We start from the raw sequence: 26370 nt of genomic DNA, 5'->3' as shown, positions 1-26370 counted from the left end.
GAGGATGCGACCCAGGTCGCGAGATGTGCTCAGAGGGTGTCGAGCATGGCCTCTGCGGCCGACCGAACCTGCTCCGGCGTCGCATCCGGGGCCGACACGTAGAGGACGGCCGACTCGGCGTCGCCCACCTCGATCGGGGCCGCGGCGGCGGGTCCGTCGGCGCCGAGGTCGAGCAGCTCGCCGGTCTCGGCGTCCTCCGCCCGTTCCGCGACGTCGAGCAGGACGTCGCTGGCCAACCCGAGGTCGGCCGACATCTGGGGGAGCAGCAGGTTGACGGCGCTGGGTCGCTCGGTGGCGAACACGATGGCGGTCGCCTCGCCGTCGTCGACCGCCACGGTGCACTCGACGAGGGTGCCGCCGAACTGGTCGATCGCCGAGTCGTCCTGGCCGCCGTCGCCGGAGCCCTCGGTCACCTCGACGGCGACGTCGCCGGCGTCGTCGGTCATGCCGGCGTCGACCACGGCGGCGCCCAGGTCGACCGGGCAGGTGTCGCCGGCGTCGCTCAGGCTGCCCATGGAGAGCCCCCCGCCGCCATCGCCGTCGTCGTCGCCACCGCAGGCGCCCACCGTCAGGAGCAGGACCGGGACCGTCGCGAGCCAGGCTCGGGTGCGCACCGCGGGCCTACGCGTTCAGGCCGACGAAGGCCTGCAGCTCGTCGAGCGACCGGAGCGGGGTCACGTCGGGCGTGATGTAGGGCGCCACGGGGATCTCCACCTCCTGGGGTTGGTTGTAGTCCGCGTAGTAGTAGGTGATGATCGCGGTGGTGTCGCCGGCGGTGAGCTCGAACTCGAGCGACGCCAGCTGCTCGGGGGCCTCGGGGTCGTAGGCCGCGGTGAGCGTGACGGTGTCGGCGGGCTCTTCGGTGGCGGCCTCGGGTGGGGCGTTGTCGGCGAGCTCGTCGGGGTCGATCTCGAAGGTGACGGTGTCGTCGTCGACCTCCTCGACCCCTGTGGCGCCGGACTCCACGAGGGCGGCGAGCTCCGCGCCCGCGTCGGAGTCGAGGGCCGTCAGCTCGTCGACGAGCTCGGGGGTGGTCTCACCGACCCGCGACAGCAGGCCGTTCGACGTGCCGGGGGCGGGCTCGTCGGTGTGGGCGTAGACCCGGGTGCCGTCGACGGTGAACGTGCTGCCGAGCAGGCAGCCGTAGTTGGCGTAGTCCTCGTGGGGGGTGCCGAAGTTCATGTGGGCACGCTCACCGGTCTCCGTGGTGGCGGCGGGCTCGAACGACGCCGCCATGCAGGTGGCCTGGTCGGGCTCGGCGCCGGTGCTGTCGCTCTCGCCGCCCTCGTAGAGGACGAACCGCATCTCGACGTGCAGGCCGTCGGCCGCCTCGATGCCCTCGGCTGCCGTCGCCAACCGGTCGGTGACCTGGGCGTCGACCTCGGCGCCGCCGTCGTCGTCCGACGAGCAGGCGGCGGCGAACAGGGCCACCAGGCCCGCGATCGCGACCGAAGACGACCTCTTCAGGCACTTTCCGCACATTCGGACCACAGTAGGTGACGCCAGTGGTCGGCAGCAGTCACCTGGTGGGGTACGCCGCCGGCCGTCAGAGGCGCCGGCCACCGCGCCCGCGACGGGACCCGCTGGACGACCTGCGGCTCGACCCGCCGCTCGAGCTGCGGCGGCTGCTGGAGGACCGGCGGAACGACGACCGGCGCAGGCGGCGGGCTCGGGACGAGCCACCGTCGTCGTAGGAGTCGCCGTAGCTGTCGTCGTAGCCGTCGCCACCCGTCGAGCTCGACCAGTAGCGGCTGGCCAGCGCCACGCCGCCGAGCGCGACGACGCCGAGCGCGATCAGGCCGGTGTTCGGGCCGCTGTCGTCGTCGCCCGTGTCGCTCCCGCCGTCGTCGAACCCGGACGGCGCGGCCGCCAGGGCGTCGGCGAGGGCTTCGAGGCCGTCGGTGGGGTCGGCGCGCAGGTCGTCGATCGTCTCGTCGAGGGCGTCGTCGATCGCCTGGTCGCTCCAGAAGTCGCTGACGACGCCCACGTCGGCGTCCGACAGCACCACGACCGTGCGGACGCGCTGCCCGGGCTGGGAGGGCAGGGCGTCGAGCACGTCCTCGGCATACGCGGGGCTCGACCCGGGCGGCTCCTCGGCCAGCAGCGCGAACCCCATCGGCTCGCCCTGGTTCGCCAGCCGCTCGGCGACCTGGTCCAGCTGCTCCCGATCCCCGACCGACTCGGGATCGGCGTACCACCCGTCCTCGACGATCGCCGCGGCGACGTCGCCCGGCAGCGGCGTCAGCTCGACGGCAGGTTCCTGGGCGGCCGCCTCCGACCCGCCGACCAACCCCACCCCGACCACGGCGCCGAGGGTCGCCATCCGTTTCAGCCGCCGCACGGCGCCGACCCTAGACCGCCCCCTCGCCCCCCGAACCGTCACCCCCGTCCCGTCACCCCACCGGGAACCGGGGGCCAGCCCGGGTGGGCCGGGGCGTCCCGGAGGCGGATGGTGGAGGCATGGGAGACGGGGCAGGGGGACGAGGGGTCGGATACGTGGTGGCGACGGTGGTCGGCATCGCCGTCGGTGTGGTGCTGGGGTACACGGCGCTGGTCTCGGGGCTGTGCGCCACCTGGGGCGAGGAGTGCTCGACGGAGGAGAACGCCCACATCGCCCGGCTGTGGAAGATGGCGTTCGCGGCGCCGTTCGTGGTGGTGGGCCTCTACACCGCGGTCGACCTGCTCCTCTCCGCCGCCCTGCGGGACCGCCCGCCCAGCAGCTCACCGCAACGCCCGGGCCAGCACACCGCCGGGTTCGCGAAGGCCGACCAGCGGGGCCCGGTCGACGGCCGGGTGGTGGCCTGGCACGACGAGACCGGCTGGGGCGTGCTCGCCTCGCCTGAGCTCGCCGGCGACGTGTTCGCCCACGAGTCGAACGTCCCGAACAGCATCCGGCGACCCCTGCCGGTCGGGCTGGCGGTGCGCTTCAGCTACGAGAGCCCCGGCCCGGAGGGCTACCTCTACCAAGCGATCTGGGTCACCCCGAGCCGCGGGTGAGGGCGCGGCGGGCGGAGGTGTCGAGGAACTCGGCCATCGAGTCGGGGGAGAGGGGGAGCTTGCGGGCGGCGTCGAGGGCGCGGCCGGCGGCGATGACGGGGTGGTCGGAGGCGAACCACACCCGGCCCCGCCCCCGGGAGGAGTCCATGAACCGCACCAGCGCCGGGTCCATGTAGGTGGCCAGGTAGGCCGACGTCATCAGGAACAGCTCTGGCCACTTGAGCATGTACTGGATCAGCAGCCCCTCGTACGGGTGCCCCATGTGGGCGCCGACGACGGTGAGGTCGGGGAAGTCGATCAGCAGGTCCTCCAGCAGCACCGGGTCCTGGCAGCGCGACCGCACCTGCGGCCCCGGCACGCCCACGTTCACCGACACCGGCAGCCCCAGCTCGGCGCACGTGGCGTACACGGGGTAGTAGAGGCGGTGGTTCAGCTCGTACTGCTCGACCAGCGGCGTCACCCGCACGAGGGCGAACCGGTCGTGCTGGGCCAGCTCCCGGATGCGGCGGCAGTTCTCGACGGGCCGCGTCGCCCGGTCGACCACGGCCGACACGAGGAACCGGCCCGGGTGCGCGTCGGCCAGGGCCAGGAGGTCCTCGGCGGCATGGGCACCCCGCCGGTGCATCCGCTCGGGGTCGCCGAGGCCGCCGGTGAGCACGGCGGTGTCGACGCCGGCTTCGTCCATGGCGGCGAGCAGCTGCTCGACCGTGCGGTCCTGGGCCAGGTCGTCGCCGAACAGGCGGGCGACGGAGGCGTTCTCCTCCCGTGCTCCCCACGCCTCGGCGAAGCCTTCGGGCAGGAGGTTGACCCACGCGTCGAGCACCATGACGGCGAGCCTAACCTGACGTGAGCGTCAGAAACCGGCGCACCACGGTAGGGCGGTGGGCGCCACGCGCGGGCCTCCTCCTGACGAGCCAGTTCTCTAACACTCACGTCACGACTGCGGGTAACATCGCGACGTGGCCGCACTGGACTTCAAGGCGTTCGACGCCGACAACCACTACTACGAAGCCGAGGACGCGTTCATCCGCTACATCGAGCCGGCGATGGCCAAGCGGTGCATGCAGTGGGCCGAGGTGGGCGGCAAGCGACGCCTCCTCGTCGGGGGGAAGGTCAACAAGTTCATCCCCAACCCGCGCTTCGACCCGATCGCCAGGCCCGGCAGCCTCGAGGACTACTTCCGGGGCCGCAACACCGACGGGCTCGACCTCAAGACGATGTTCGGCGACCTCGACCCGCTGTCCGAGCACCCCGGCTACCGCGACCGCGCCGCCCGCCTCCGCCTCATGGACGAGCAGGGCCTCGAGGGCGCACTGCTGTTCCCGACCCTCGGCGTCGGCATGCAGGAGGCGCTCAAGCGCGACGTCCCCGCGCTCCACGCCGCCTTCACCGCCTTCAACCGCTGGCTCGACGACGACTGGGGCTTCGACCGCGGCGACGGTCGCCTCTACGCCGCGCCCATGATCACGCTCGCCGACCCCGCCCTGGCCGCGCAGGAGGTCGAGCGGGTGCTCGCCGCCGGCGCCCGCATCCTGGTGATGGTGCCCGGCCCGGTGCCCGACGGCGAGGGCTACGTGTCGCCCGGCCACCCCCGCTTCGACCCGGTGTGGGCGCAGCTCGACGAGGCCGGCGTCCCCATGGCGCTGCACGCCGGGCTCAGCGGCGTGCAGCAGTACGGCAAGGTCTGGCGCACCACCGACCCCGGCTCGGGCTCGGGCGGCGGCGACTTCGAGGGCTTCAAGCACGCCGTGTTCCCACTGGTCGCCTTCCAGGAGCGGGGCATCTCCGACACCTTCGCCGCGCTGATCTGCCACGGCGTCCTCGAGCGCTTCCCGCACCTGCGCCTGGCGTCGATCGAGAACGGCGCCATGTGGGTGCCCTCCCTGCTGCGCGCCCTCACCGACGGCTACGGGAAGATGCCGTTCTCGTTCGAGGAGCATCCGGTCGAGCAGTTCAAGCGGCAGGTCTGGGTGGCGCCCTACTACGAGGACGACATGGCGCTCCTGAAGGACGTGCTGGGCATCGAGCGGCTGCTGTTCGGGTCCGACTTCCCGCACGCCGAGGGGCTGCCCGAGCCCACCGACTACGTGAAGGACATCCCGACCTTCGACGACGCCGAGGTGCGCAAGGTGATGCGCGACAACGTCCTGGAGCTGATGGCATGACCCGGCACGACATCGACTACACGGTGGTCGACGCCGACAACCACCTCTACGAGACCCCGGAGGCCTTCACCCGCTACCTCCCGGAGGAGCACCGCAAGGCCGTCCAGTACGTGCAGATCAACGGGCGCACCAAGATCGCCATCCGGGGCACGATCAGCGACTACATCCCCAACCCCACCTTCGAGGTGGTGGCCGCGCCCGGCGCCCACGAGGAGCTGTACCGGCGGGGCAACCCCGACGGCAAGACGCTGCGGGAGCTCACCGGCGACCCCATCCGCTGCCCCGACTGGGCCCGCGAGCCCGTGAGCCGGCTCGCCAAGCTCGACGACCTGGGCATCGACGCCGCGCTGATGTTCCCCACGCTCGCCAGCCTGCTGGAGGAGCGGATGCGCGACGACCCGGACCTCGCCCACGCCGCGGTCCACGCCTTCAACCGCTGGCTCCACGACGAGTGGACGTTCAACTACGAGGACCGCATCTTCGCCACGCCGGTGATCACCCTGCCCATCGTCGAGAAGGCGGTCGAGGAGCTGGAGTGGTGCCTGGAGCGCGGCGCCCGGGCCGTGCTCATCCGCCCGGCGCCGGCGTGGGGCCTGCGGGGGCCGCGGTCGCCCGGGATGCCCGAGTTCGACCCGCTGTGGGCCCGCATCCAGGAGGCGGGGGTGCTGGTGGCGATGCACGCGTCCGACTCCGGCTACGCCGACATCGCCGGCATGTGGGAGGGGCGGGGCGAGTTCCTGCCGTTCAAGCCGAACCCGTTCCGCTCGATGGTGATGGGCAGCCGCCCGATCATGGACACGATGGCGGCGCTGGTGTGCCACGGGGCGCTCACCCGCTTCCCCGACGTGCGCATCGCCACGGTCGAGAACGGCGGTGCCTGGGTGCGGCCGCTGATCGCGAACTTCGCGGGCACCTACAAGAAGATGCCCCACGAGTTCCCCGAGCACCCGGTGGAGACCTTCAACCGCAACGTCTACGTCAACCCGTTCTGGGAGGACGGCCTGGCGGGGCTCATCGAGGCGATCGGCAGCGACCGGGTGCTGTTCGGCTCCGACTTCCCGCACCCCGAGGGGATGGCGGACCCGCTGTCGTTCGTCGACGACCTGCCCGACGGCCTGCCCCGTGCCGACGTCGCCCGCATCATGGGCGGCAACCTCGCCGGGCTGCTGGGCATCGCGGCCTGACCATGCGGATCACGCTCGACCGGGAGCGGTGCACGGGGCACGGGCGCTGCTACATGCTCGCCCCCGAGGTGTTCGACGCCGACGACGAGGGCTACGGGGCCGTCCGCGTCGACGACGGCGACGTGCCGCCGGGCCTCGAGGCGGCGGCACGCAAGGCCGCGGCCAACTGCCCCGAGGAAGCGATCACCACCGGGGACTGACGGAGCGATGTCGGGTCGGTGACCAGGCGATGACGGATCGCGCCGGGCGGTGGCTCCCGGAGGCGGCCCACGTACGCTCACCGCCGCAGCAGCAGGTCTCGTGAGGGAGGGCGCGGGGTGGGCAGGAACCGGTCGTGGGGGACGGGGCTGGTGGTCGGCATGGCGCTGGTGGGCGTGGTCGCCTGCGAGCCGGAGCCGCTGCCGCCGCCCGGCGAGGGCTCGGTGCTGGTCGGCTGCGACCGGGCCGGCGAGCGGGTGCAGGTCACCGTCACGTCGCACCTCGACCCGGCGTGCGACTACACGCGCGGCCTCGACGTCACGGCGTCGGACGTCACCCTCGACTGCCAGGGCGCGGCGATCCGCACGACAGGAACCCCCGGCGGGAGCGGGATCCTGGTGTCGACGCCGATCGACACGCCGCTGCACGACGTGACCATCCGGAACTGCCACGTGGAGGGCGGCTTCACGAACTCGCTGCGGGTCACCCGGGTCGGCTTCCGCACCCTGCCCGAGGGCGTGGAGTACGAGAACGGGACGTCCGACATCGTGATCGAGCGCTCGACGTTCCGGGGCTCGCGGGGCGTGGGGGTCTTCGTCGACGGCTACGTGGAGGGCGTCACGATCCGTGACAGCCAGGTCCACGGGGCCGGCAGCAGCGGCATCTACCTGGAGACCGGTTCCCGGCGCAGCCGCGTCGAGGGCAACGTCATCGTCGACAACGGCTACCGGGAGAACGGCCCGGGCGGCCAGCCGTTCACGTTCGCCGGGGTCGACCTGTGGTTCTGGGGGATCGGCCGGGAGGGCATCTCGGTGGACGGCTCCTACGAGAACACGATCGTCGGCAACGCCTTCCACGGGAACTCGGCCGGCGGGATCTTCCTCTACAAGAACTGCGGCGAGTACCCGGAGCGGCCCCAGTACTTCGAGCGCCGCTACCCGTCGGAGCACAACCTGATCGAGGGCAACGAGTTCTTCGGCGGCACCAACGGCGTGTGGATCGGGTCCCGGATGGGCGAGAACACCCTGCCGATGAGCTGCACCGACGAGGCGTACGTCGACGAGCCGCTGCGGCGGATGGTGCTCGACCGGGCCGACGACAACACGGTGCGGGCCAACCGGTTCCACGACGTCGTGTACGGGATCCGGGTGGAGGACGACGGCAACACTGTCGAGGCCAACGTGTTCACGGGCGCGGGGCCGGACCGGCACGCCGTCGTCGTGGGGACGCCGCTGCGGACCACCGTGCTGGAGCGGCCGGTCACCGGTACGCAGCTGGTCGACAACGTGGCCGACATCGCCGGCAACCCGGACCCCTACCGGTGGGTGACGGGCCACGCCTCCACGGTCGACTCGGGCAACCTGGCCGACGGCGCCCCGGCCCCCTTGTGCGAGGGCGTCGAACCGCCCCGGTCGCCGTTCGTGTTCGTGATCGCCGTCGCCCCCGCCGGCCCGGGCGGCGGCCCGCCCGCCGAGACCCCCGACCTCACGCTCCCGGTCCTCGGCCCGCTCCCGCCCTGCGTGCGGTGACGAAATGTGCACCGGAACGCACGGTTTCCGTGCGTTTCCGTGCACATTTCGCTTGCCGGTTACCCGAGGACCTCGGGGTTGACGATGTGATCGGGCCGGGTGCCGGCGAGGATCCGGACCAGGTCGTCGGCCAGCAGCGCCGTGTGGTTCGCCTCGGTGTCGTAGGTGGCGCCGCCGATGTGCGGGGTGAGCACGACGTTGGGGAGCTTGACGAGTGGGTGGGCCGTGTCGAGCCGCTCGCCCTCGAAGTGGTCGAGGCCGGCGCCGGCGAGCCGCCCGTCGACCAGCGCCTCGGTGAGGGCGTCGAGGTCGTGCAGCACCGCCCGGGCGGTGTTCACGTAGACCGCGCCCTCCCGCAGCTTCGCCAGCGCGGCCCGGTCGATCAGCCCGGTCGTCTCGGGCGTCACCTTGGCGTGCATCGACACGACGTCGGCCTCGGCCAGGAGGTCGTCGAGCGAGTGGGTGGCGTCGGGGGCGTAGGGGTCGGCGGCGATCACCCGCATGCCGAGGCCTTCGAGACGCCAGCGCGTCGCCCGGCCCACCGCCCCGAGGCCGACGAGCCCGACGGTGCGGCCCTGCAGCTGCCAGGCCCGGAACCGCTGGTAGGGGATGGTGCCGTCGCGGTAGACCTCGCCGTCGCGCACGTCGCGGTCGGCGGGGACGATCCGCCGGGTGACCGCCAGCAGCAGTCCGACGGTCAGCTCGGCGACGGCGTCGGCGTTGCGCCCCGGGGCGTGCAGCACGGGGATGCCCGCCGCCGTCGCCGCGGCGACGTCGACGTTGGTGGGGTCGCCCCGGGCCGAGCCGATCGCGACCAGCGGGCGCTCCAGCACCGGGCCGGCCACGGTGTCGCCCTCGCAGACGACGATCGTGGCGCCTTCCTCGTCGATGCGCCGGGCGAGCCCGGCGGCGTCGTAGAGGCGGAGGGGCCGGTGGTCGAGCCACGGGTCGATCACCAGGTCGGCGACCTCCCGCAGCCGCTCGACGCCCGGCCCCCGGAACGGGGCGGTGATCAGCGCCTTGGGTCGCATGCCGCCGGAGCTTAGGTGGTGGTGACGCAGAATGCTGACGTGAGCGTTAGAAGCTGCGGAGGTCGAACGCGCACTTGATCGCGCCGGTGGAGCCCTGGTCGATCAGGGTCCGGAACGCCTCCCGCCAGGCGTCGAGGCGGAAGGTGTGGGTGAGCAGCCCGGTGAGGTCGACCCGCTCGGCGGCGACGAGGTCGAGGTAGTGGGCGATGGCGTGCTGTCGCACACCGTCGACCTCCTCGATGCCGAAGGCGTTCGACCCCACCAGCCGGGCCTCCTTCAGGTACCAGGGCGTCCACTCGCAGCGGGCCGGCGACGACACCCCCAGCTGCACGATCGTCCCCCGGGCCCGCAGCACCCGCAGCCCGACCTCCAGCGTGTCGGGCGCACCGACCGTGTCGTAGACCACGTCGACCCCGCCGGGCCAGGCGATCGGCAGCCCCTCCCACGGCTGCCGCAACACGCCACCCGACCAGCGGGCCAGCGCCTCGACCACCTCGGCCTGGGGTTCGTGGCCGACGGTGACCGCCCCGAGGCGGCGGGCGAGGTCGGCCTGGGCGTCCCAGCGGGCGACGACCGCCACCTCGACGTCGGGGTGCAGGGCACGGAGGATCGCGGTGGCGCAGGTGCCGAGTGCCCCGGCCCCGTACACGACGGCCCGCCCGGCGCCCGGTGGGGGCGGGTTCCTGGTGACGGCGTGCAGGGCGACCGAGAAGGGGTCGGCGAGGACGGCCACCTCGTCGGCGATGCCGTCGGGCACGGGGACGAGCATGCTGCGGTGCGCCGGGAGCAGCTCGGCGAAGCCGCCCGGGGCGTCGGACGAGTTGCCCGAGTGGATGCCGGGGGCCAGGGCGCCGTCGTGGAACCGCCAGCACAACGAGAAGTCGCCGTCGGCGCAGGCCGGGCAGACGGGGTCGAGGCCCCGCACGGCGCACGACAGCCACGGGTTGAGGACCACCCGTCGGCCGGGCTCGATGCCGGCGTCGTCCCCGGCCTCGGCGACGGTGGCGACCACCTCGTGGCCCAGCACCTGGGGGAACGAGATGAAGGCGGTCATGGGGGAGTCGGCGGAGCCCTCGAAGTCCATGAGCACCTGCTTGGCGTCGCTGCCGCAGATCCCCGTGAGCCGTGTCCGCAGCACCACCCACTCGGGGCCCCGCAGCTCGGGCTGGGGCACGTCGTGGAGGGCCATGGGCGTGGTGGCCAGGTGCCGCACCAGGCGGGGCGCGCCCGGCGCCGGCTTCTCGGGGCGCGGGTCGAGCGGCTCGCCCAGGCTCCCGTCGCCCCCGAACACCAGCGCCCTCATGGGCACCACAGTACTTCTAACGTCCGTGTCATACTCCGGGGCATGGCCGAGGTGACGGCAGGCATCGACATCGGGACGACCTCGGTGAAAGCCGTGGTCGCCGCCCCCGACGGCACCGTCCTGGCCCGGGCCCGCATCCCCCACGACCTGGTGGCCCCCGCGCCCGACCGGCTCGAGCACCGGCCCGACCAGGCCTGGCGGTCGGGCGTGCTCCAGGCGCTGCGGGAGGTCGCGGGCGCCCACGACATCGTGGCCGTCGACGTCGCCGCCATGGTCCCGTCGCTGTGCGCCGTCGACGGGGCGGGCGCGGCCCTCACCCCCGGCCTGCTCTACGGCGACGCCCGGGGCGGTCGGCCCGACGGCGCCGACCCCTCCGGCAGCGGCGAGATGCTGGGCTTCCTCGAGTGGTGTGCCAAGGAGGCGCCCGAGGCCCGAGGCTTCTGGCCGGCGCAGGCCGTGGCGAACCACGCCCTGTGCGGCGAGGCGGTGATCGACACGGTCACCGCGATGACCGGCGTCCCGCTGTTCGACTACCGGCGCTGGGACCCGGCGGTCGCCGCGGGCGCCGGTGTCGACGTCGAGCGGCTGCCCCGGATCGTCTCCGGCGCCGAGCCCGCCGGCCGGCTGCTCGACGGGCTGCCCGCGGCGGGGGCCCTGCTGGGCGGCGGCACCATCGACGCCTTTGCCGAGCAGCTCGTGGCCGGGGCCGACGAGGTCGGCGACGTGCTGGTGATCTGCGGCACCACGTTGCTCACCTGGGCGGTCGTCCCCGAGTGGCGGACGGTCGACGGGCTCTGGACCATCCCCCACAGCGCCCCCGGCCTCACGCTGATCGGTGGGGCCAGCAACGCCGGCGGCCTGTTCCTCGACTGGGTGCGGCGGCTGGTCGGCTCAGGTGACGGTGGCAGTGAGGGTGACGGTGGCGGGGCGAGCCGGGTCGGCGATCCCCACCGGGTGCCAGTGTGGGCGCCCTACGTCCGGGGCGAGCGGACGCCGCTGCACGACCCCGACCGCCGGGCCGGCCTCCACGACCTCGACCTCACCCACGACGCCACGGCCGTGCGGCGGGCGGCGTTCGAGGCGGCGGGCTTCGTGGTCCGCCACCACCTCGACCTGGCGGGCGTCGAGCCCCGGCGGATCGTGGCCACCGGCGGCGGGTCGCAGGTGGCGGGCTGGGTGCAGGCGCTGGCCGACTGCACCGGTGTCCCCGTCGACGTGGTGGCGGCCCCCGAGGGCGCGGCCCTGGGTGCCGCCTTCCTGGCCCGGGTCGTCGCCGGCCTCGAGTCCTCCACCGCCGAGGCCGGCCGCTGGTCGCGCACCTCCCACCGCATCGATCCCGACCCGGTGTGGGCGACCCCCACCGCCGCCCGCTACCGACGCTTCCGAGAGGTGACAGCGACATGACCATCGGCATCACCGACGAGCACCGGGCGCTGCAGGAGACGGTGGGGCGGTGGGCGACGACCCATTGCCCGCCGGCCGTCGTCCGGGCCGGCCTCGACGACGACGACGATGGCGACGTGCTCCCGCCGTTCTGGAGCGACCTCGGGGAGCGGGGCTGGATCGGGCTGGCGGTGGCGGAGGACGTCGGGGGAGAGGGGTTCGGACTCGCCGAGCTGGTCGTGGTCGTGGAGGAGCTGGGGCGGGCCTGCGCACCGGGGCCCTTCGTCCCGACGGCCCTGGCCACCCTCGTGATCGACCGCTTCGCCCCGGACCAGCTCCGCCACGAGCTCCTGCCGGACCTGGTGTCCGGACGCCGCATCGGCACCGTCGCGCTCCCGTCCCCGGGCGCCTCGTGGGAGCCGGTGCTGTCGGCCGGGGTGGCGGACCTCTTCGTGCTGCCGGCGGGCGACGGGACCTGGGCGGTGGTCGACGCGGCGGACGTGGTCGTCGAGCCGTGGGCGTCGCTCGACCGCACCCGCCGCGTCGGTCGGGTGACGGCCGACGTCGCGGTCGGACCGGAGCGGCGCTTCACCGCCCCGCCCGGTGCCGACGGGGTGGAGGGCGTGGTGGCGCTGCTGCTGGGGGCCGAGTCGGTCGGGCTGGCGGCGTGGTGCGTCGACACCGCCGCCGAGCACGCCCGGGTCCGCGAGCAGTTCGGCCGGCCGATCGGCCAGTTCCAGGCCGTCAAGCACCGCTGCGCCGACATGCTCTGCGCCCTGGAGCAGGCCCGGGCCGCCGTGTGGGACGCCGCCAACGACGGCGCCACCGACGGCGACGGCGACGATGACGACGGCGACGGCGCGGCCCTGGCCACGGCGGTCGCCGCCGCCCTCGCCCCCGAGAGCGCCTACCGCGCCGCCAAGGACTGCATCCAGGTGCTCGGCGGCATCGGCTTCACCTGGGAGCACGACGCCCACCTCTACCTCAAGCGGGCCACCGCCAACCGGGCGCTGCTGGGCGGTCCGCGGCCGTGGCGGGCCGACGTCGCCGAGCGGGCGCGGCAGGGCCAGCGCCGCCACGTCGCCATCGCCCTGCCGCCCGAGGCCGAGGCCCACCGGGACGAGGTCCGGGCCTTCCTCGCCGACCTCCGCAGCTACGAGAAGATCGAGTGGAACCGCCGGCTTGCCGATGCCGGCTACCTCGTCCCCCACTGGCCCCGCCCCTGGGGTCGGGACGCCTCGCCGCTGGAGCAGCTCGTGGTCGACGAGGAGTTCCGCCGGTCCCGGGTCCGCCGCCCGAACCTGGCGGTCGGGGCGTGGGCGCTGCCGGCGCTCATCGGCCACGGCACCCCGGAGCAGCAGGAGCGCTGGATCCCGCCCACCCTGCGCCGCGAGATCAGCTGGTGCCAGATGTTCAGCGAGCCGGGCGCCGGCTCCGACCTGGCGTCGCTGTGGACGAAGGCCCGCCGGGCCGACAGCGAAGGCGGCTGGCTGCTCACCGGCCAGAAGGTGTGGACGTCGCTGGCCCAGACCGCCGACTGGGGCATCTGCCTGGCCCGCACCGACCCCACGGCCCCCCGCCACGACGGCATCGGCTGCTTCCTCGTCGACATGCGCAGCGAGGGCCTCGACGTGCGGCCGCTGCGGGAGCTGACCGGGATGGCGATGTTCAACGAGGTGTTCCTGGCGGACGTCTTCGTGCCCGACGACTGCGTGGTCGGCGGCCCGACCGGCGGTTGGGCGGCCGCCCGTACCACGCTCGCCAACGAGAGGGTGTCGATGGGGCGGGGCTCGTCGATGGGGCCCGGCGTCGAGGCGCTGCTGGCCCTCGCCGCCGCCGCCGACGACGGCACCCCGGACCCGGTCGCGCTCGACACCCTGGGCGGCGTCGTCGCCGAGACGCAGGCGCTGGCGGCGATGGGCACCCGCATGACGCTGCGGGCGCTGGGCGGGGCCGCGCCGGGCCCCGAGGCCAGCATCCGCAAGCTGCTGGGCGTCGAGCTCGACCAGCGCGTGCAGGAGGTGGGTCTCGAGCTGCTGGGCCCGGAGGCCGTCACCGCCGAGGGCGCGGCCGAGGGGTGGATCACGGGCTTCCTGAGCAACCGCAGCCTGTCGATCGCCGGCGGCACCAGCGAGATCCAGCGCAACGTGATCGCCGAGCGCCTCCTCGGCCTGCCCCGCGACCCCTGACCGATGACCCTGTCGGGGAGCCAGAATGTGTTCTAACGTTGGCGTCATGTCCGGGGGGACGATGCGGGCGGCGGTGTTGCACGGGCAGGGCGACCTGCGGGTGGAGCCGCGCCCGGTCCCGACACCGACCGGTCGGCAGGTGCTCGTCGAGGTCAGCCACTGCGGCGTCTGCGGGACCGACCTGCACATGGTGCTCGACGGCTGGGGGCAGCCCGGGTCGGTCGGCGGCCACGAGTGGTCGGGGCAGGTGTCCGCGGTCGGGCCCGAGGCCCGGCGACGGTTCGCCCCCGGCGACCGGGTCGTCGGCGGTCCGGCACCCGGGTGCGGCCAGTGCCCGCCCTGCCGGGACGACCGCATCGCCCTGTGCGAGGCCCGCGCCACGCCCGGCACCGAGGGCGGCGACGGCGCCTTCGCCGACTACGTGTGCGTCGACGAGCAGGCCCTCGTGCCGGTGCCCGCCGGGCTCGACCTGCGCATCGCCGCGCTCGCCGAGCCCCTCGCGGTGGCGCTCCACGCCGTCACCCGCGCCGCCCCCGAGCCGGGGCAACGGGCCCTGGTGTGCGGCGCCGGGCCCATCGGGGCGCTGGCGATCCTCGCCCTCAGAGCCCGCGGCGTCGACCCCGCCGACATCAGGGTCAGCGAACCGAACCCCACCCGCCGCCAGCTCGCGGCGAGCCTCGGGGTCGCCGAGGTGGTCACGCCGGACCAGCTCGACGTCCCGAGCATCGCCGAACCGCGCCGACTCGTCGCCGACCGGGTCGACGTGGCCCTCGAGTGCTCGGGCCGGGCGTCCGCCATGTACGCGGCGTGCGCCCAGCTCGGGCCCGGGGGTCGGCTGGTGCTGGTCGGCTCGGGCATCGAGTCGCCCCGCCTCGACCCGAACCGCATCCTGCTCAACGAGCTGGTGGTCACCGGGGCGTTCGAGTACGACGCCGGCGGGATCGGCGAGGCGCTCGACCTGCTGGCGTCGGGCACGCTGGGCCGCGACGTCGACACGATCGTCGAGCCCGACGACGTCGACCTCGACGGCCTGCTCGGGGCCCTGGAGGGACTCGTCGCCGGCAAGATCGCAGGGAAGGTGTTGGTGCAACCATGAGCAAGCCGAGGTTCAACCACGTGGCCCTGAGCGTCCCGAGCGCCGCGCTCGACGACGCCGGCCGGGCCGACATCCTGGCCTTCTACGGCGAGGTGTTCGGCTGGGAGGAGATGCCGACGATGACGAAGCCGGGCCAGCAGCTGGTCCTGCAGGCCTACTCCTACGACCAGTTCGTGTTCGTCGTGGCCGAGGACGAGCCCATGGCCTGCCCCCGCACCGACCACTTCGGCATGTCGGTCGACAGCCTCGACGAGCTCACCACCTTCCACGACCGGGCCTCGGCGTACGCCACCCGTGACGACCGGGTGAGCGTGTCGGCCGTGGGCCTGGACGACTACGAGTTCCTGAAGCTCCACAACTTCTACGTCGGCTACCTCCTCCCCCTCAGCGTCGAGGTGCAGCACTGGGCGTGGACGCCGACGCCCGCCCTCGCATCGTCGTCATCCTGAGCGACCGACCGACCGTCAGCCGAGGCGGCGGCCGCCGTCGAGGACCAGTCGCTGCCCGGTGACGTACGCGGCGGCGTCGGAGGCGAAGAAGCTGACGGCGTCGGCGATCTCGTCCCTCGTGCCGAAGCGCCCGACCGGCACGGAGGCGACGTAGGCGGTGAGGACCTCGTCGGGCACGTCGGCGTGGCGCTCCACGGGGACGAAGCCCGGCGCCACCGTGTTGACCGTGATGCCGAGGGGTGCCAGCTCCCGGGCCCAGCTCAGCGCCAGGCCGACCTGGGCCGCCTTGGAGGTGGCATAGGCCGACCGGTGCGGCGGGGGCCGGTCGGCGACCTCGGAGTCGACGTGGACGATCCGGCCCCAGCCTCGCGCCCGCATCGCCGGCAGCACCGCCCGGCCCAGCAGCACCGGGCTCTTGACGAAGAAGTCGAGCTGCGCCAGGTGGTCGTCCCAGGTGGCGTCCTCGACGGCGATGTCGGGCTGCGGGCCCGTGGCGTTGACCACCAGCACCTCGACCGGCCCGAGCGTCCCGGCGACGGCTGCGACCAGCTCGTCGACCTGCCGCTCGTCGGTCACGTCGCCCGTGAACGCTTCAGCGGTGCCGCCGTCGGCCCGGATCGCCTCGACGGCCTCCGCCACCTGCCCGTCCCCGGGGAGCCCGTTGACGGCGACGGTCATCCCGTCCCGCGCCAGCCGCCCGGCGACGGCCCGCCCCAACCCCCGCCCACTCCCGGTCACCAACGCCACCCGCGCCCCACCCGTCGCCATCCCGCATCATGGCAAACGTCGCTACCGGCTTCTGACGTCCGCCGCTAGCCGACGTAGCGGTCGCTGTATGAGATCCTACCTTGGTATGGGCAATTGATGTAGAGTTTCATACGTGCCGACAGCCCGATCGCTCGAGCGCCTCCGGCAACTGGGTCCGGTGTTCCGGTCGAGGGATGCCGTGGCTGCGGGAGTTTCATGGCGAGACCTCTACGAGCTCAGAGACTCCGGCGCGGTCGTCGAGCTGTCCAGAGGCGTCTACCAGCTGGGCGACGTGGCCGGAGCGACGAGCATCGACTTCGTCGCCGTGTGTGTGCGCGCTCCCCGGGGGATGATCTGCCTGAACTCGGCACTGGCCCACTGGGACCTCAGCGACGAGATCTCTTCCGAAGTCCACCTGGCGGTGCCCCAGGATTCGCACCGACCTGCCATCGACTTCCCGCCAACTCGCGTTCATGTCTTCCGCTCGACGACCTTCGACCTGGGCCGCCTGGAGGTGACGTTGGAGGATGGGTCCCGATTCTCGATCACCGACCGGGAGCGCTCCGTCGTCGACGCGTTCCGGTTGCGCCACCTTGTGGGACAGGACGTGGCCTACGAGGCTCTGCGCAGGTACCTGAGCGACCGTCCCCGGCGCGCTCGCATCGTGGAGCTGGCCCGAAGCTTCCGGGTGTCGGCACCGATGACGGACGCGATCCGGTTGCTCAAGCCATGAGCCGTCCGACTCGCACGACCGCTGCCGGACGGGCGTACCTCGATCTCCAGGCGCGGGCGAGGAGCGAACGTCGCCCGACTGATGAGTTGTTGGTGCTCTATGTCCTGGAGCGCTTCCTCTACCGCCTGTCACGTTCGCCGCATCGGAGCCGCCTCGTGTTGAAGGGCGGGATGTTGCTGGCTGCGTTCGAGGAGCGCCGACCGACCCGGGACGTCGATCTGCTCGCCCGTGAGGTGTCGAACGACCTGGAGACGGTGGCGCGACTCGTGCACGACGTGCTGCTGGTCGGTGCCGACGACGGCGTCGAGTTCCGGCCGGACCGACTCGCCATGGACGTGATCCGTGACGGCGACGTCTACCCCGGTGCACGAGTCGTCGTGCCGGCGGCCGTCCACAGGGCTCGGCTTCGCCTGCGCATCGACGTCAGCGTCGGCGACCCCGTCACTCCCGGGGTCGTCGAGGTCGACTACCCCTCTCTGCTCGCGGAGTCGTTCCGCGTGGTCGGCTATCCCATCGAGACCGTCCTTGCCGAGAAGATCGTGACCATGGTCGACCGAGGCGATGCGACGACCAGGGAGCGCGATTTCGCTGATGTCGTGCTGCTCGCTCGACGCCACGAGATCGACGCTGTCCAGCTCTCGGCGGCGATTGGAGCGACCGGCGCACACAGGCAGTCGGAGCTGCGCCCACTCCGCCAGGTTCTGGTCACGCTCGGCGCCTCTCGGCAGACCGACTGGGCGCGCTTCGTCGACCGGGCCGGCCTGCGGACCAACGTCCCACCTGCCTACGAGGAGGCCATCGGCTTGGTTGTCGACTTCGCGGACCCGATCCTCGCTGGCGCGGTCGTGACCGGGACCTGGGATCCGACCACGAGGAGCTGGCGGTCCTAGCCTCGTGACCGGCTAACCGACGTCGCGGCGTTGGAAGCCGGCGAAGCCGGTGGCGAGGAGCGCGGCGGCCACCGCGAGGACGACCACGACCGGGACCAGCGTGAAGTCGCCCCCGGGCACCTCGGGGATGTGCCCGAACGGCGACAGGTCCTCCACCCAGGTCGGCAGGTTGAAGAGGTCGCCGAACAGCCCCACCACGAAGCAGGCGGCGAGCACGCCCCACGCAGCGGACACCGCCCGCGGGAACAGGCCGAACAACCCCAGCGCCACCCCGGCCAGCACCCACATCGCCGGCACGTAGGCCAGCGCCGCCGCGGTCACCCGCACGGCCTGGCCGAGGTCGTGGCTGGCGATGCCGTAGGTCAGGCCCAGGCCGAACCCCGCGAGCACCATCACGATCGCGCTGCCGGCGAGCGCCATCGCCAGGTGGCTGGCGACCCACCGGGACCGAGCCACCCGGGTGACCAGCACGGGCTCCGCCCGCTCCGCGGTCTCCTCGCTGCGCAGCCGCAGCACCGACGAGATCGTGTAGCCCGAGCCGATCAGGGCGATCATCAGCAGCGACGTCGCCAGGAACGAGTCGACCAGGCTCCCGCCATCGGACCGGGCGATGATGTCGCCGACGGTGTCGTTGTCGTTCACGAACTCCTCGATGTCGTTGGCCACCGACCCGTACGACACGCCGGTGAGCAGCAGCCCGGCGCCCCAGGCGATCAGGCTGCCCCGCTGGATCCGCAGGGCGAGGCCCACCGGGCGACCCAGCCAGCCGCTGGCGGTCGGCGGGCCGGGGCGGGGCGCCACCAGCCCGGAGCCGACGTCGCGTCGGCCGGCCAGCACCACGCTGACGGCGACCAGCCCGGCGGTCGCGGCGAGCGACAGCAGCAGCGGCCACCAGCTCTCGCCGGCGTACGGCCGCATCTTCTGCTGCCAGCCGATGGGGGAGAGCCACGACAGGGTGCCGTCGCCCACGTCGCCGGCGGCCCGCAGCACGAACGCCGCGCCCAGCACCGCACCCGTGACGCCGTAGACCACCCGGGTGTTCTCGGTCACCTGGGCGGCGACGAGGGTGATGCCGGAGAACACCAGGCCCATCGCGCAGAACCCGACGCCCATCACGATCGACCCCTGGGTGGGCAGGTCCTGCGAGAGCAGCCCGAGCGCCACCAGGGCACCCACGGTGACGTTCATGAGCGTGGCGACGACCAGCGCCGCGGCGGCCGGGGCGTGGCGGCCGACGGGCAGGGCCCGCAGCATCTCCATGCGGCCGGACTCCTCCTCGGCGCGCGTCGACCGGCCGACCATGAACAGGTTCATGAGGCCGACCATGATCAGCCCGAAGGAGGCGACCTGGAAGGCGATCTGGCCGCCCATGGTGTCGAGTGCCTGGTCGGGGCCGTTGAAGATGAGGGCGGCGGCGTTGTCGTGGCTGGCGGCGGCGGCCTCGTCGAGGTCGGCCTGGGTGGGGTAGAGGCCCTTGACGCTCGCCGCGGTGCTCACCACCAGCACCCCGATGGCCATGACCCACACGAGGATCCGCACCCGGTCGCGGCGCAGGACGAACCGGGTCAGCGCCCCGGCACCCGTGAGGTCGGACGTTCCCTGAGCGGCATCAGACATCGGCGTCGGCGGCATCGGTGACCTCGACCCCGTGGTCCTCGAGCTCGTCGCCGTAGTGGCGCAGGAACAGCTCCTCCAACGTGGGCGGCCGGCTGGAGAGGCCGCGGATGCCCAGCTCGGTGAGGTGGCGCATGACGTCGTCGAGGCGGTCGGTGTCGACGTCGAAGCGGGCCCGGTGGTCGTCGATGCGGGGGCTGTGGACGCCGGGGAGGTCGGCGACCCCGGTGGGCGGCTTGTCGGTGTGGACGTCGATCGCCGTGCGGGTGAGGTGGCGCATCTCGTCGAGCGTCCCGCTCTGCACCGTGCGACCGGCCCGGATGATGCTCACCCGGTCGCACAGCGCCTCGACCTCGGCGAGGATGTGGCTCGACAGCAGCACCGTGCGACCCTCGGCCTTCACCTCGCGGACGCACTCCTGGAAGACGGCCTCCATCAGCGGGTCGAGGCCCGATGTCGGCTCGTCGAGGACCAGCAGCTCGGCGCTCGACGCCAGGCCGGCGACCAGGGCGACCTTCTGCCGGTTGCCCTTCGAGTAGGTGCGGGCCTTCTTGGTGGGGTCCAGCTCGAACCGCTCGACCAGCTCGTCGCGGCGCGTGCGGTCGAGGTCGCCGCGCAGCTCGCCGAACACGTCGATGATCTGCCCGCCGGTGAGCTTGGGCCACAGGTTCACGTCGCCCGGCACGTAGGCGAGGCGCCGGTGCAGCTCGACGGCGTCGCTCCAGGGGTCGCCTCCGAGCAGCGTCACGTCGCCGGCGTCGCGGCGCAGCAGGCCCAGGAGCACCCGGATGGTGGTGGTCTTGCCGGCGCCGTTGGGGCCGAGGTAGCCGTGCACCTCACCCGGTGCCACGTGGAGGTCGAGGCCGTCGAGCGCTCGGGTGCTGCCGAACGTCTTCACCAGGCCGCTGATCGAGATCGCCTCGGTGGTCGTTGTCATCGCTCCCGATACTAAGCACATTTCACGAATTTGTGAATAGTATGTCGGGCATGACGGAAGACGGCGGCGACAGCGGCGGCGACGGCCGCGACGAGGCGCTGCTCCAGGCCGTCGAGCGCTTCGCCCTGCAGCTCACCGACGCCGGCATGCCACGGATGCCGGCGCGGATCTTCGCGTACCTGATCATCGACGACGCGGACGACGCCACCGCCGGCGAGCTGGTCGACCGCCTACGGGTCAGCCCGGCGGCCGTCTCCGGGGGGCTGCGCTACCTGGTGCAGGCGGGGCTGCTGGTACGGGAGCGCCGGCCCGGCGCCCGCCGCGACCACTACCGCCTCCACAACGACATCTGGTACGAGACCTACCTCCAGCGGATCGACGTGCTGCGGCGCTGGGAGGACCTGCTGTCCGAGACGATCGAGGCGGTCGGGCCCGACAAGGCGCCGGCCAGCCTCCGCGAGACCCGTGAGTTCATGGCGTTCGTGCGGGACGAGTACCCGGGGATGATGGAGCGCTGGCGCGCCCACCGCCGCACCCTCGACTGACGGCGCGGCGCGAGGGTCAGCCGGCGAAGTCGGGCTCGGCGGCGACCGGGTCGGCCGGCGGGGGTGGCGGCGTGGTGACCGGTGGGGTGGTGGCCGGGGGCGTGGGTGTCGGGGACGGGGTCGGCGACGGGCCGGGGCTCTGGGGCGCCGTGGTGGTGGGGCTCGTGGTCGTGCTGGTGGTGGTGCTCGTCGTGCTCGTCGTGGTCGTCGGCGGTGTCGGATCGTCGACGCTGAACGACCCGGGCTCGTAGTCCGCGTCGCCGCCCAGGCAGTCGGCGGTGATGGTGAGCTGGGCGCCGAACAGGTCGTCGTCGTCGTCGGGCACGGCGAGCGTGCCGGTCCAGTCGCCCTCGGTGCCGCGCGGGGCGGACGTGAGGTCGAGCGTGTCGGAGCCCTCGAGCAGCCGGAGGGCGACCTCCTGCCCCAGGCAGCCGTCGCCCGAGACCGAGATCGACGTGTCCGTCGGGCCGCTGCCCGGTGCGATCGTGAGGGGCAGGCCGGGTACCTGGGCACTGGCCAACGCCGCGCTGGCCGCCACCACGGCGACGACCCCGAGCGATGCGCCACCGACCACGCCACCACGCCGAAGCTGGAAAGACATCCGTCCGCCTCCCTGAGGTTGTCCGCTGCGCCCGGCACCCTACCTCGTTGCGGCGTGCGGGCGGCGCGCAGCGTAGTGAGCCGGGAGGCCCAGTTTTCGGGCGTTATTCGGCGGCGTCCTCCACCTCGATGCGGTCGCACTCGTCGCCCACGACCAGGGCCGCGCGACTCGCCGGATCGACGCGCTCGACGTCGTCGGGCCGGTACGGGCGGTTCTCGATCACCGGCCAGGAGTCGTAGTACTCGACCCGCCCGTCGGACCACCGGTAGAGGCCGGGGGTGTCGACGCCGTCGCAGTCCCAGTCGCCGAGGAAGAGCTTGTCGCCCAGCTCGCCGAGGCGGATCTGGCGCTCCACGTCGTCGACCGCGATCGTGAGCACCATGTCCTGCCGCTCCTCGGCCCCCTCCGCCAGGCCGTAGGTGCCGAAGGCCCGGCAGCCGTCGCCCTCGGGGTCGCCGGCCATCACCTGGGTGCGCTCGTCGAGCGACGGCAGCGGGGAATCGGGGCAGTCGTCGTCGGGCGACGGGCGGGCGAGCTGGTAGACGAGCCCCGCCGAGGCGGTGATCACCACGGCGAGGGTGATCCAGAGCCCCAGGCGTCGACTCTTCGGCGGCGGCTCCTCCGGCTGCGGCGGCCGCGGCCCGAACGTCTGGGTGGCCCCGGCGTGGACCTCCTCGTCCTCGTTGTTGCCGTTGTCCCCGGCGCCTTCCTCGATGGGGTCCGCCCACGGCGGGCTCGCCGGGCTCGCCGGGCTGACCGTGCTGACCGGGATGACCACCCGCACCGGCGCCGGCTCGGGCTTCGGTTCCGGCTCGGCCGCGGTGGGGAGGCGGATGTCGCCGAGGGGGACGGTGGCCCGGAGCGCCTGGGCGAACTGGTCGGCGGTGGCGGGGCGGTCGGCGGGGTCGCGGGACATCGCCTGCTCGACGACCCGCGCCAGCGCCATCGGCACGTCGGGCCGGCCCATGAGCGGCTCGTGCTGGCCCACGTCGGCGGCCCGCAGGACGGCCAGGGGCAGCGCGGCGTCGAACGGCCGCTTCCCGGTGAGCGCCTCGTAGCAGACCACCCCCAGGGAGTAGAGGTCGCTGCGGGCGTCGGGGTCCGCCCCGTCGAGCAGCTCGGGCGCCAGGTAGTGGGCCGTCCCCGCGATGGCCGAGTCTCCGCCCAGCACCGCGGTGAGCCGCCCCAGCGTGCGGGCCACGCCGAAGTCGCCGAGCAGCGGCTCCCCGTCGGACGTGAACAGGATGTTCGCCGGCTTCACGTCGACGTGGAGGATGCCCCGGCGGTGCGCGGAGCCGAGGGCGTCGGCGATCGGGGCGGCCAGCGCCACCACCTCGCCCGGGCCGAGCCGCCCCCGCCCCGCCAGCAACGCCTCCAGCGACCCGCCCGAGGCGTAGTGCATGCAGATGGCGAGGCCCTCGCCGTCGGGCAGCACCGCCAGCACCCGCACGATGTGGGGGTGGTCGAGCTCCATGAGGACGGTGGCCTCGCGCCGCAGCCGGACGATGTCGCCGGGCCCGGAGTCGGCGCCGTGCAGGCGCTTGACGGCCACGATCTGCGTGATCGGCCCGTGGCGCTGGGCCCGCCACACCGTGCCCGACGAACCGGCGCCGATCTGGTCCAGCAGCTCGTACTCGCCCAGCCAGGTCATGGCCGCCCCGGCCGCCTCGTCCGCATCCGCATGCCACCACGATCCCATAGCGGACACGTCGTGCCGCAGCCGCTACCGCCGACGCGATCGGTAGTGGCGGTGGTACTTTGCGAGAGGAACAGGTCGCAGGCGGAGGTGGGCAGATGCCGGAGCTCGGCGCGATCCACGAGGACGTCCAGTTCGACTGGCTCGCCGCGTCCGACCTGTCCGCGGAGCTGCGAGCGACGGCGGTGGTGTTGGAGACCCAGTTGGGGGACCGGGACGTGGCCCGGCGCGACGCCCGCCTCTGGTGGCAGGGGCGCTACGGCGACGAGTTCGACCAGCGGGTGGCCTCGTGCGTCGCCGATGCCGGGCGGTTCGTGCTGTCGCTGCGCGACGCCGCCGACCGCCTCGACGAGCTCGCCCGCCTGGCCCGGCAGGAGCAGGACCGCCGCACCCAGGCCCGCGAGTGGGAGGCGTCGCAGGACGACGGGGGCGGTGGGGGCCTGATGGGCACCATCAACGACGCCGTCGACACCGTGGACGACTTCCTCACCGGCGAGGACGACCTGCCGCCACCGCCCCCGCCGGTCGAGCCGCCGCTGATCCCGCTGTACGACCCGGGGCCGACGGTGCGGGAGGTGTCGCTGCCGCCCCTGGCCCCCTCGGGCTCGGGCGTGGGTGTGCCGGCGTCCGGGTTCGTCGGTGGCGGCCGCGGCGGCGGGGTGAGCTCGGGGGAGCCGGCCGCCCTCGATACGTGGGTCACGTCGAGCCGCGGGTCGGACGAGGCGGTGCTGACCCGCAAGGGCACCCTCGACGGCCTGCACGGCGACTTCACCGCCACGCTCGGGTGGGGGTCGTTCGACGCCTCGTCGCTGCTGGGCGGCATGGGCACCTGGCTGACCTGGAACGGGACCGACGCCCTGTGGGTCGCCACCGTCGCCCAGGCGTTCCGTGACGCCGGCACCGGCACGGTGTCCGACGCCGTGATCGCCGCCCAGGTCGACGCGGCGGGGCTCGACGGCACCCGGACGGCCGTCACCTACGACTCCCCGGCCGCCTGGGGCGAGCCGCCCACCAGCGGCTACGCCGACGACCCGGTCAACACGGCCAGCGGCAACTTCGTGGAGGCCGAGGTCGATCTGGAGGTGGGTGGCCTGGCGCGGTTGCTGCGGTTCACGCGCACCTACAACAGCCGGTCCGACCGGGTGGGCGCGTTCGGGCCGGGTTGGTCGTCGTGGGCGTCGGTGCGGCTGCGGGCCGAGCCCGACGGGGCCCACTGGGTGGGGCCGGACGGGCAGGAGGTGGTGGTGCCCCGGTCCTCGGCGGGGGAGTACCCGCGGGTCGTGGGGTTGGCGGGGCTGGTGGTGCCGGAGGGCGACGGGCTGGCGCTGGCGGCGCTGGGCGGGGGGAGCCGGCTGGTATTCGACGCCGCCGGGCACCTGCGGCGGGCCGATGCCGGGCCCGGCACCGAGGTGCGGTTCGTCCACGACGGCGACCGGTTGGTCGAGCTGCGGCACGAGGGTGGCCGGTCGGTGCGGCTGGAGTGGGAGGGCGACCGGGTGGTGGCGGTCAGGTGCTCCGACGGTCGTTCGGTGACGTACGCCTACGACGAGGGGCGGCTGGTGTCGGCCTCCGGTGGTGCCCGGGGGCTTCGTGGGTACGAGGTCGACGAGCGGGGTCGGGTCGTGGCGGTGACCGACGCCGACGGGGTGGTGGAGGTCCGCAACCGCTACGACGACGACGGCCGGGTGGTCGAGCAGCTGTCGCCGTTCGGTCGCCGCTCGCGGTACCGGTACCTGGGCGGACGGGTCACGGTCGTCGACGATGCCGAGGGTCCCGCCAACAGCTACGTGCACGACGATCGGGGCCGGCTGGTGGGTGCCATCGACGGGCACGGCCACGAGCTGCGGAAGGCCTACGACCGTTGGGGCAACCCGGTGCGGGTGACCGAGCGCGACGGCACCGCGACCCTCCTGGAGTGGGACGACCGCTCCCGGCTGGTGCGGCGGGAGGCGGCCGACGGATCGTGGTTCGCTTTCGACCACGACGACCAGGGCCGGTTGCTCGCCACTGCGGCGTCGACCGGGGCGACCACCCGGTTCCGCTACGAGGGCGTCGAGCGGACGCCGGTCGAGGTGGTCGACCCCGAGGGCGGCGTCACCCGGCTCGACGTGCACGACGGTCTGGTCCATCGGCTGGTCGACCCCGACGGCGTGGAGCTGCGGTTCGGCTTCGACGCCCACGGCGAGCTGACGTCGATCACCGACGGGCTCGGCAACACCGCCACCTTCGAGCGCGACGAGGCCGGGCGGGTCGTCGCCACCGAGTCACCGACGGGTCACCGCACGGAGCAGGCGTACGACCCGGCCGGCCGCATCGTCGCCCGACGTGATGGCGCCGATGGCGCCGACGGGGCCGAGTGGCGCTACGAGTGGAGCGCCGCCGGCCGGCTGCGGGCGGTGGTCGACCCGCTGGGCGCCCGGCGCGAGCTGCGCTTCGGGAGCCACGGCGAGGCGGAGCAGGTGGTCGATGAGCTGGGCCACGCCACCACCCTCCGGTTCGACCCGCTGGGCAACCTCGTGGGCGTCGTGCTGCCCGGCAGCGCCAAGTGGGCGTTCGAGTACGACGGCCTGTGCCGCCTGACCGGCGTCGACGACCCGGCGGGAGCGACCTGGCTGCGGGAGTACGACGTGGCCGGCCGGCTCGTCGGCACCGTCGATCCCGTGGGTGCCCGCCGGGGCGTGGCCCTCGACGGCGTGGGCCGGATCGCCGCCGTCGACGACAGCCTCACGTCGGTGGCGTTCGCCTACGACCCGCTGGGCCGGGCCGCCGTCCACCGTCGCCCCGACGGCACCGAGGCCCGGGCCACCTACGACCGCTGCGGCCGGGTCACGTCGGTGACCGACCCCGACGGCGGGGTCACCCGCTACGAGCACACGCCGGCCGGGAGGCTCGCCGCGGTCACCAGCCCGCTGGGCCACACCACCCGTTGCGAGTACGACGCTGCCGGCCGCCGGGTCGCCGTGGTCGATCCGTCGGGGCGGCGCTGGGTGCAGCGCCACGACGGCGACGGGCGCGTCACCCGGGTCGTCGCGCCGACGGGGGACACGGTGCGCTTCCGCTATGGCGGGGGCGGCCGGCTCGTC

24 protein-coding genes are annotated in these 26370 nt (G+C 73.6%); 13 read left to right on the top strand and 11 right to left on the bottom strand.

Annotated elements, in window-relative coordinates; translation table 11 throughout:
- Window positions 1-29 precede the first annotated feature (29 nt).
- The 3 genes from VK611_01950 to VK611_01940 form a co-directional block, all read right to left on the bottom strand.
- Window positions 30-614 carry a hypothetical protein gene (locus VK611_01950; protein HMG40053.1) on the bottom strand — a complete coding sequence of 195 codons (585 nt, stop codon included), beginning with the start codon at window positions 612-614 and terminating at the stop codon, window positions 30-32.
- 7 nt (window positions 615-621) lie between these two features.
- Window positions 622-1482 (bottom strand): hypothetical protein, encoded by an 861-nt coding sequence (locus VK611_01945; GenBank protein ID HMG40052.1) that lies wholly within the window; start codon window positions 1480-1482, stop codon window positions 622-624.
- 64 nt (window positions 1483-1546) lie between these two features.
- Window positions 1547-2341 (bottom strand): hypothetical protein, encoded by a 795-nt coding sequence (locus tag VK611_01940; protein ID HMG40051.1) that lies wholly within the window; start codon window positions 2339-2341, stop codon window positions 1547-1549.
- Window positions 2342-2460: 119 nt separating this feature from the next.
- On the opposite strand from VK611_01940, the gene VK611_01935 reads away from it, so the two are divergent.
- Complete coding sequence (locus tag VK611_01935) at window positions 2461-2997, top strand: hypothetical protein (protein HMG40050.1); 537 nt, start codon at window positions 2461-2463, stop codon at window positions 2995-2997.
- Here the strand turns inward: VK611_01935 and VK611_01930 are convergent.
- Window positions 2978-3823, bottom strand: a complete 846-nt coding sequence (locus VK611_01930; GenBank protein ID HMG40049.1) for an amidohydrolase family protein — start codon at window positions 3821-3823, stop codon at window positions 2978-2980. The two genes, VK611_01935 and VK611_01930, sit on opposite strands and share 20 nt — an antisense overlap.
- A gap of 133 nt (window positions 3824-3956) precedes the next feature.
- On the opposite strand from VK611_01930, the gene VK611_01925 reads away from it, so the two are divergent.
- The 4 genes from VK611_01925 (at window position 3957) to VK611_01910 (ending at window position 8073) form a co-directional block, all read left to right on the top strand.
- Window positions 3957-5162, top strand: a complete 1206-nt coding sequence (locus tag VK611_01925; GenBank protein ID HMG40048.1) for an amidohydrolase family protein — start codon at window positions 3957-3959, stop codon at window positions 5160-5162.
- Window positions 5159-6346: an amidohydrolase family protein gene (locus VK611_01920; protein HMG40047.1), complete on the top strand. Its 1188-nt coding sequence runs from the start codon at window positions 5159-5161 to the stop codon at window positions 6344-6346. Before VK611_01925 ends, VK611_01920 begins: the two co-directional genes overlap by 4 nt.
- Window positions 6347-6348: 2 nt before the next feature.
- Window positions 6349-6546 (top strand): ferredoxin, encoded by a 198-nt coding sequence (locus VK611_01915; GenBank protein HMG40046.1) that lies wholly within the window; start codon window positions 6349-6351, stop codon window positions 6544-6546.
- A 117-nt stretch (window positions 6547-6663) separates the two neighbouring features.
- Window positions 6664-8073 (top strand): right-handed parallel beta-helix repeat-containing protein, encoded by a 1410-nt coding sequence (locus VK611_01910; protein HMG40045.1) that lies wholly within the window; start codon window positions 6664-6666, stop codon window positions 8071-8073.
- 59 nt (window positions 8074-8132) lie between these two features.
- Here VK611_01910 and VK611_01905 read toward each other — a convergent pair whose 3' ends face one another.
- Both VK611_01905 and VK611_01900 read right to left on the bottom strand, forming a co-directional pair.
- Window positions 8133-9104 carry an NAD(P)-dependent oxidoreductase gene (locus VK611_01905; GenBank protein HMG40044.1) on the bottom strand — a complete coding sequence of 324 codons (972 nt, stop codon included), beginning with the start codon at window positions 9102-9104 and terminating at the stop codon, window positions 8133-8135.
- A gap of 46 nt (window positions 9105-9150) precedes the next feature.
- Window positions 9151-10407 (bottom strand): zinc-binding dehydrogenase, encoded by a 1257-nt coding sequence (locus tag VK611_01900; protein HMG40043.1) that lies wholly within the window; start codon window positions 10405-10407, stop codon window positions 9151-9153.
- A gap of 42 nt (window positions 10408-10449) precedes the next feature.
- On the opposite strand from VK611_01900, the gene VK611_01895 reads away from it, so the two are divergent.
- The 4 genes from VK611_01895 to VK611_01880 are packed head-to-tail and all read left to right on the top strand — an operon-like array spanning window position 10450 to window position 15524.
- Window positions 10450-11811: an FGGY-family carbohydrate kinase gene (locus VK611_01895; protein ID HMG40042.1), complete on the top strand. Its 1362-nt coding sequence runs from the start codon at window positions 10450-10452 to the stop codon at window positions 11809-11811.
- Complete coding sequence (locus VK611_01890; protein ID HMG40041.1) at window positions 11808-13979, top strand: acyl-CoA dehydrogenase; 2172 nt, start codon at window positions 11808-11810, stop codon at window positions 13977-13979. Before VK611_01895 ends, VK611_01890 begins: the two co-directional genes overlap by 4 nt.
- Before the next feature lie 46 nt (window positions 13980-14025).
- The gene (locus VK611_01885; GenBank protein ID HMG40040.1) at window positions 14026-15075 is read left to right on the top strand and encodes an alcohol dehydrogenase catalytic domain-containing protein; all 1050 of its coding nucleotides are present in this window, start codon (window positions 14026-14028) and stop codon (window positions 15073-15075) included.
- The gene (locus tag VK611_01880) at window positions 15072-15524 is read left to right on the top strand and encodes a hypothetical protein (GenBank protein HMG40039.1); all 453 of its coding nucleotides are present in this window, start codon (window positions 15072-15074) and stop codon (window positions 15522-15524) included. The genes VK611_01885 and VK611_01880 overlap by 4 nt, the downstream gene beginning before the upstream one ends.
- A 15-nt stretch (window positions 15525-15539) precedes the next feature.
- Here VK611_01880 and VK611_01875 read toward each other — a convergent pair whose 3' ends face one another.
- Window positions 15540-16292, bottom strand: a complete 753-nt coding sequence (locus VK611_01875) for an SDR family oxidoreductase (GenBank protein HMG40038.1) — start codon at window positions 16290-16292, stop codon at window positions 15540-15542.
- A 112-nt stretch (window positions 16293-16404) separates the two neighbouring features.
- On the opposite strand from VK611_01875, the gene VK611_01870 reads away from it, so the two are divergent.
- Window positions 16405-17004, top strand: coding sequence for a type IV toxin-antitoxin system AbiEi family antitoxin domain-containing protein (locus tag VK611_01870; GenBank protein ID HMG40037.1), 600 nt, complete (start codon window positions 16405-16407; stop codon window positions 17002-17004).
- Window positions 17001-17894, top strand: coding sequence for a nucleotidyl transferase AbiEii/AbiGii toxin family protein (locus VK611_01865; GenBank protein ID HMG40036.1), 894 nt, complete (start codon window positions 17001-17003; stop codon window positions 17892-17894). Before VK611_01870 ends, VK611_01865 begins: the two co-directional genes overlap by 4 nt.
- A 12-nt stretch (window positions 17895-17906) precedes the next feature.
- On the opposite strand, the gene VK611_01860 is transcribed toward VK611_01865, so the two are convergent.
- Window positions 17907-19511: a hypothetical protein gene (locus VK611_01860; protein ID HMG40035.1), complete on the bottom strand. Its 1605-nt coding sequence runs from the start codon at window positions 19509-19511 to the stop codon at window positions 17907-17909.
- Complete coding sequence (locus tag VK611_01855; protein ID HMG40034.1) at window positions 19504-20445, bottom strand: ABC transporter ATP-binding protein; 942 nt, start codon at window positions 20443-20445, stop codon at window positions 19504-19506. Before VK611_01855 ends, VK611_01860 begins: the two co-directional genes overlap by 8 nt.
- A gap of 50 nt (window positions 20446-20495) precedes the next feature.
- Between VK611_01855 and VK611_01850 the strand changes: the two genes are divergently transcribed.
- Window positions 20496-20990 carry a helix-turn-helix domain-containing protein gene (locus VK611_01850; protein HMG40033.1) on the top strand — a complete coding sequence of 165 codons (495 nt, stop codon included), beginning with the start codon at window positions 20496-20498 and terminating at the stop codon, window positions 20988-20990.
- A 16-nt stretch (window positions 20991-21006) separates the two neighbouring features.
- On the opposite strand, the gene VK611_01845 is transcribed toward VK611_01850, so the two are convergent.
- Window positions 21007-21591 carry a hypothetical protein gene (locus tag VK611_01845; GenBank protein HMG40032.1) on the bottom strand — a complete coding sequence of 195 codons (585 nt, stop codon included), beginning with the start codon at window positions 21589-21591 and terminating at the stop codon, window positions 21007-21009.
- 103 nt (window positions 21592-21694) lie between these two features.
- A complete protein-coding gene (locus tag VK611_01840) occupies window positions 21695-23290 on the bottom strand; it encodes a serine/threonine-protein kinase (protein ID HMG40031.1) in 1596 nt (531 codons plus the stop codon).
- Window positions 23291-23385: 95 nt separating this feature from the next.
- Between VK611_01840 and VK611_01835 the strand changes: the two genes are divergently transcribed.
- On the top strand, window positions 23386-26370 hold a 2985-nt coding region (locus tag VK611_01835), incomplete at its 3' end, for a DUF6531 domain-containing protein (protein ID HMG40030.1).

This window comes from Acidimicrobiales bacterium (assembly GCA_035316325.1).
In the GTDB taxonomy this organism is placed as follows: Bacteria; Actinomycetota; Acidimicrobiia; order Acidimicrobiales; family VFJN01; genus DASXTK01.
The sequence above is the reverse complement of the archived record's forward strand: the minus strand, read 5'-3'. Positions and strand labels throughout refer to the sequence as shown.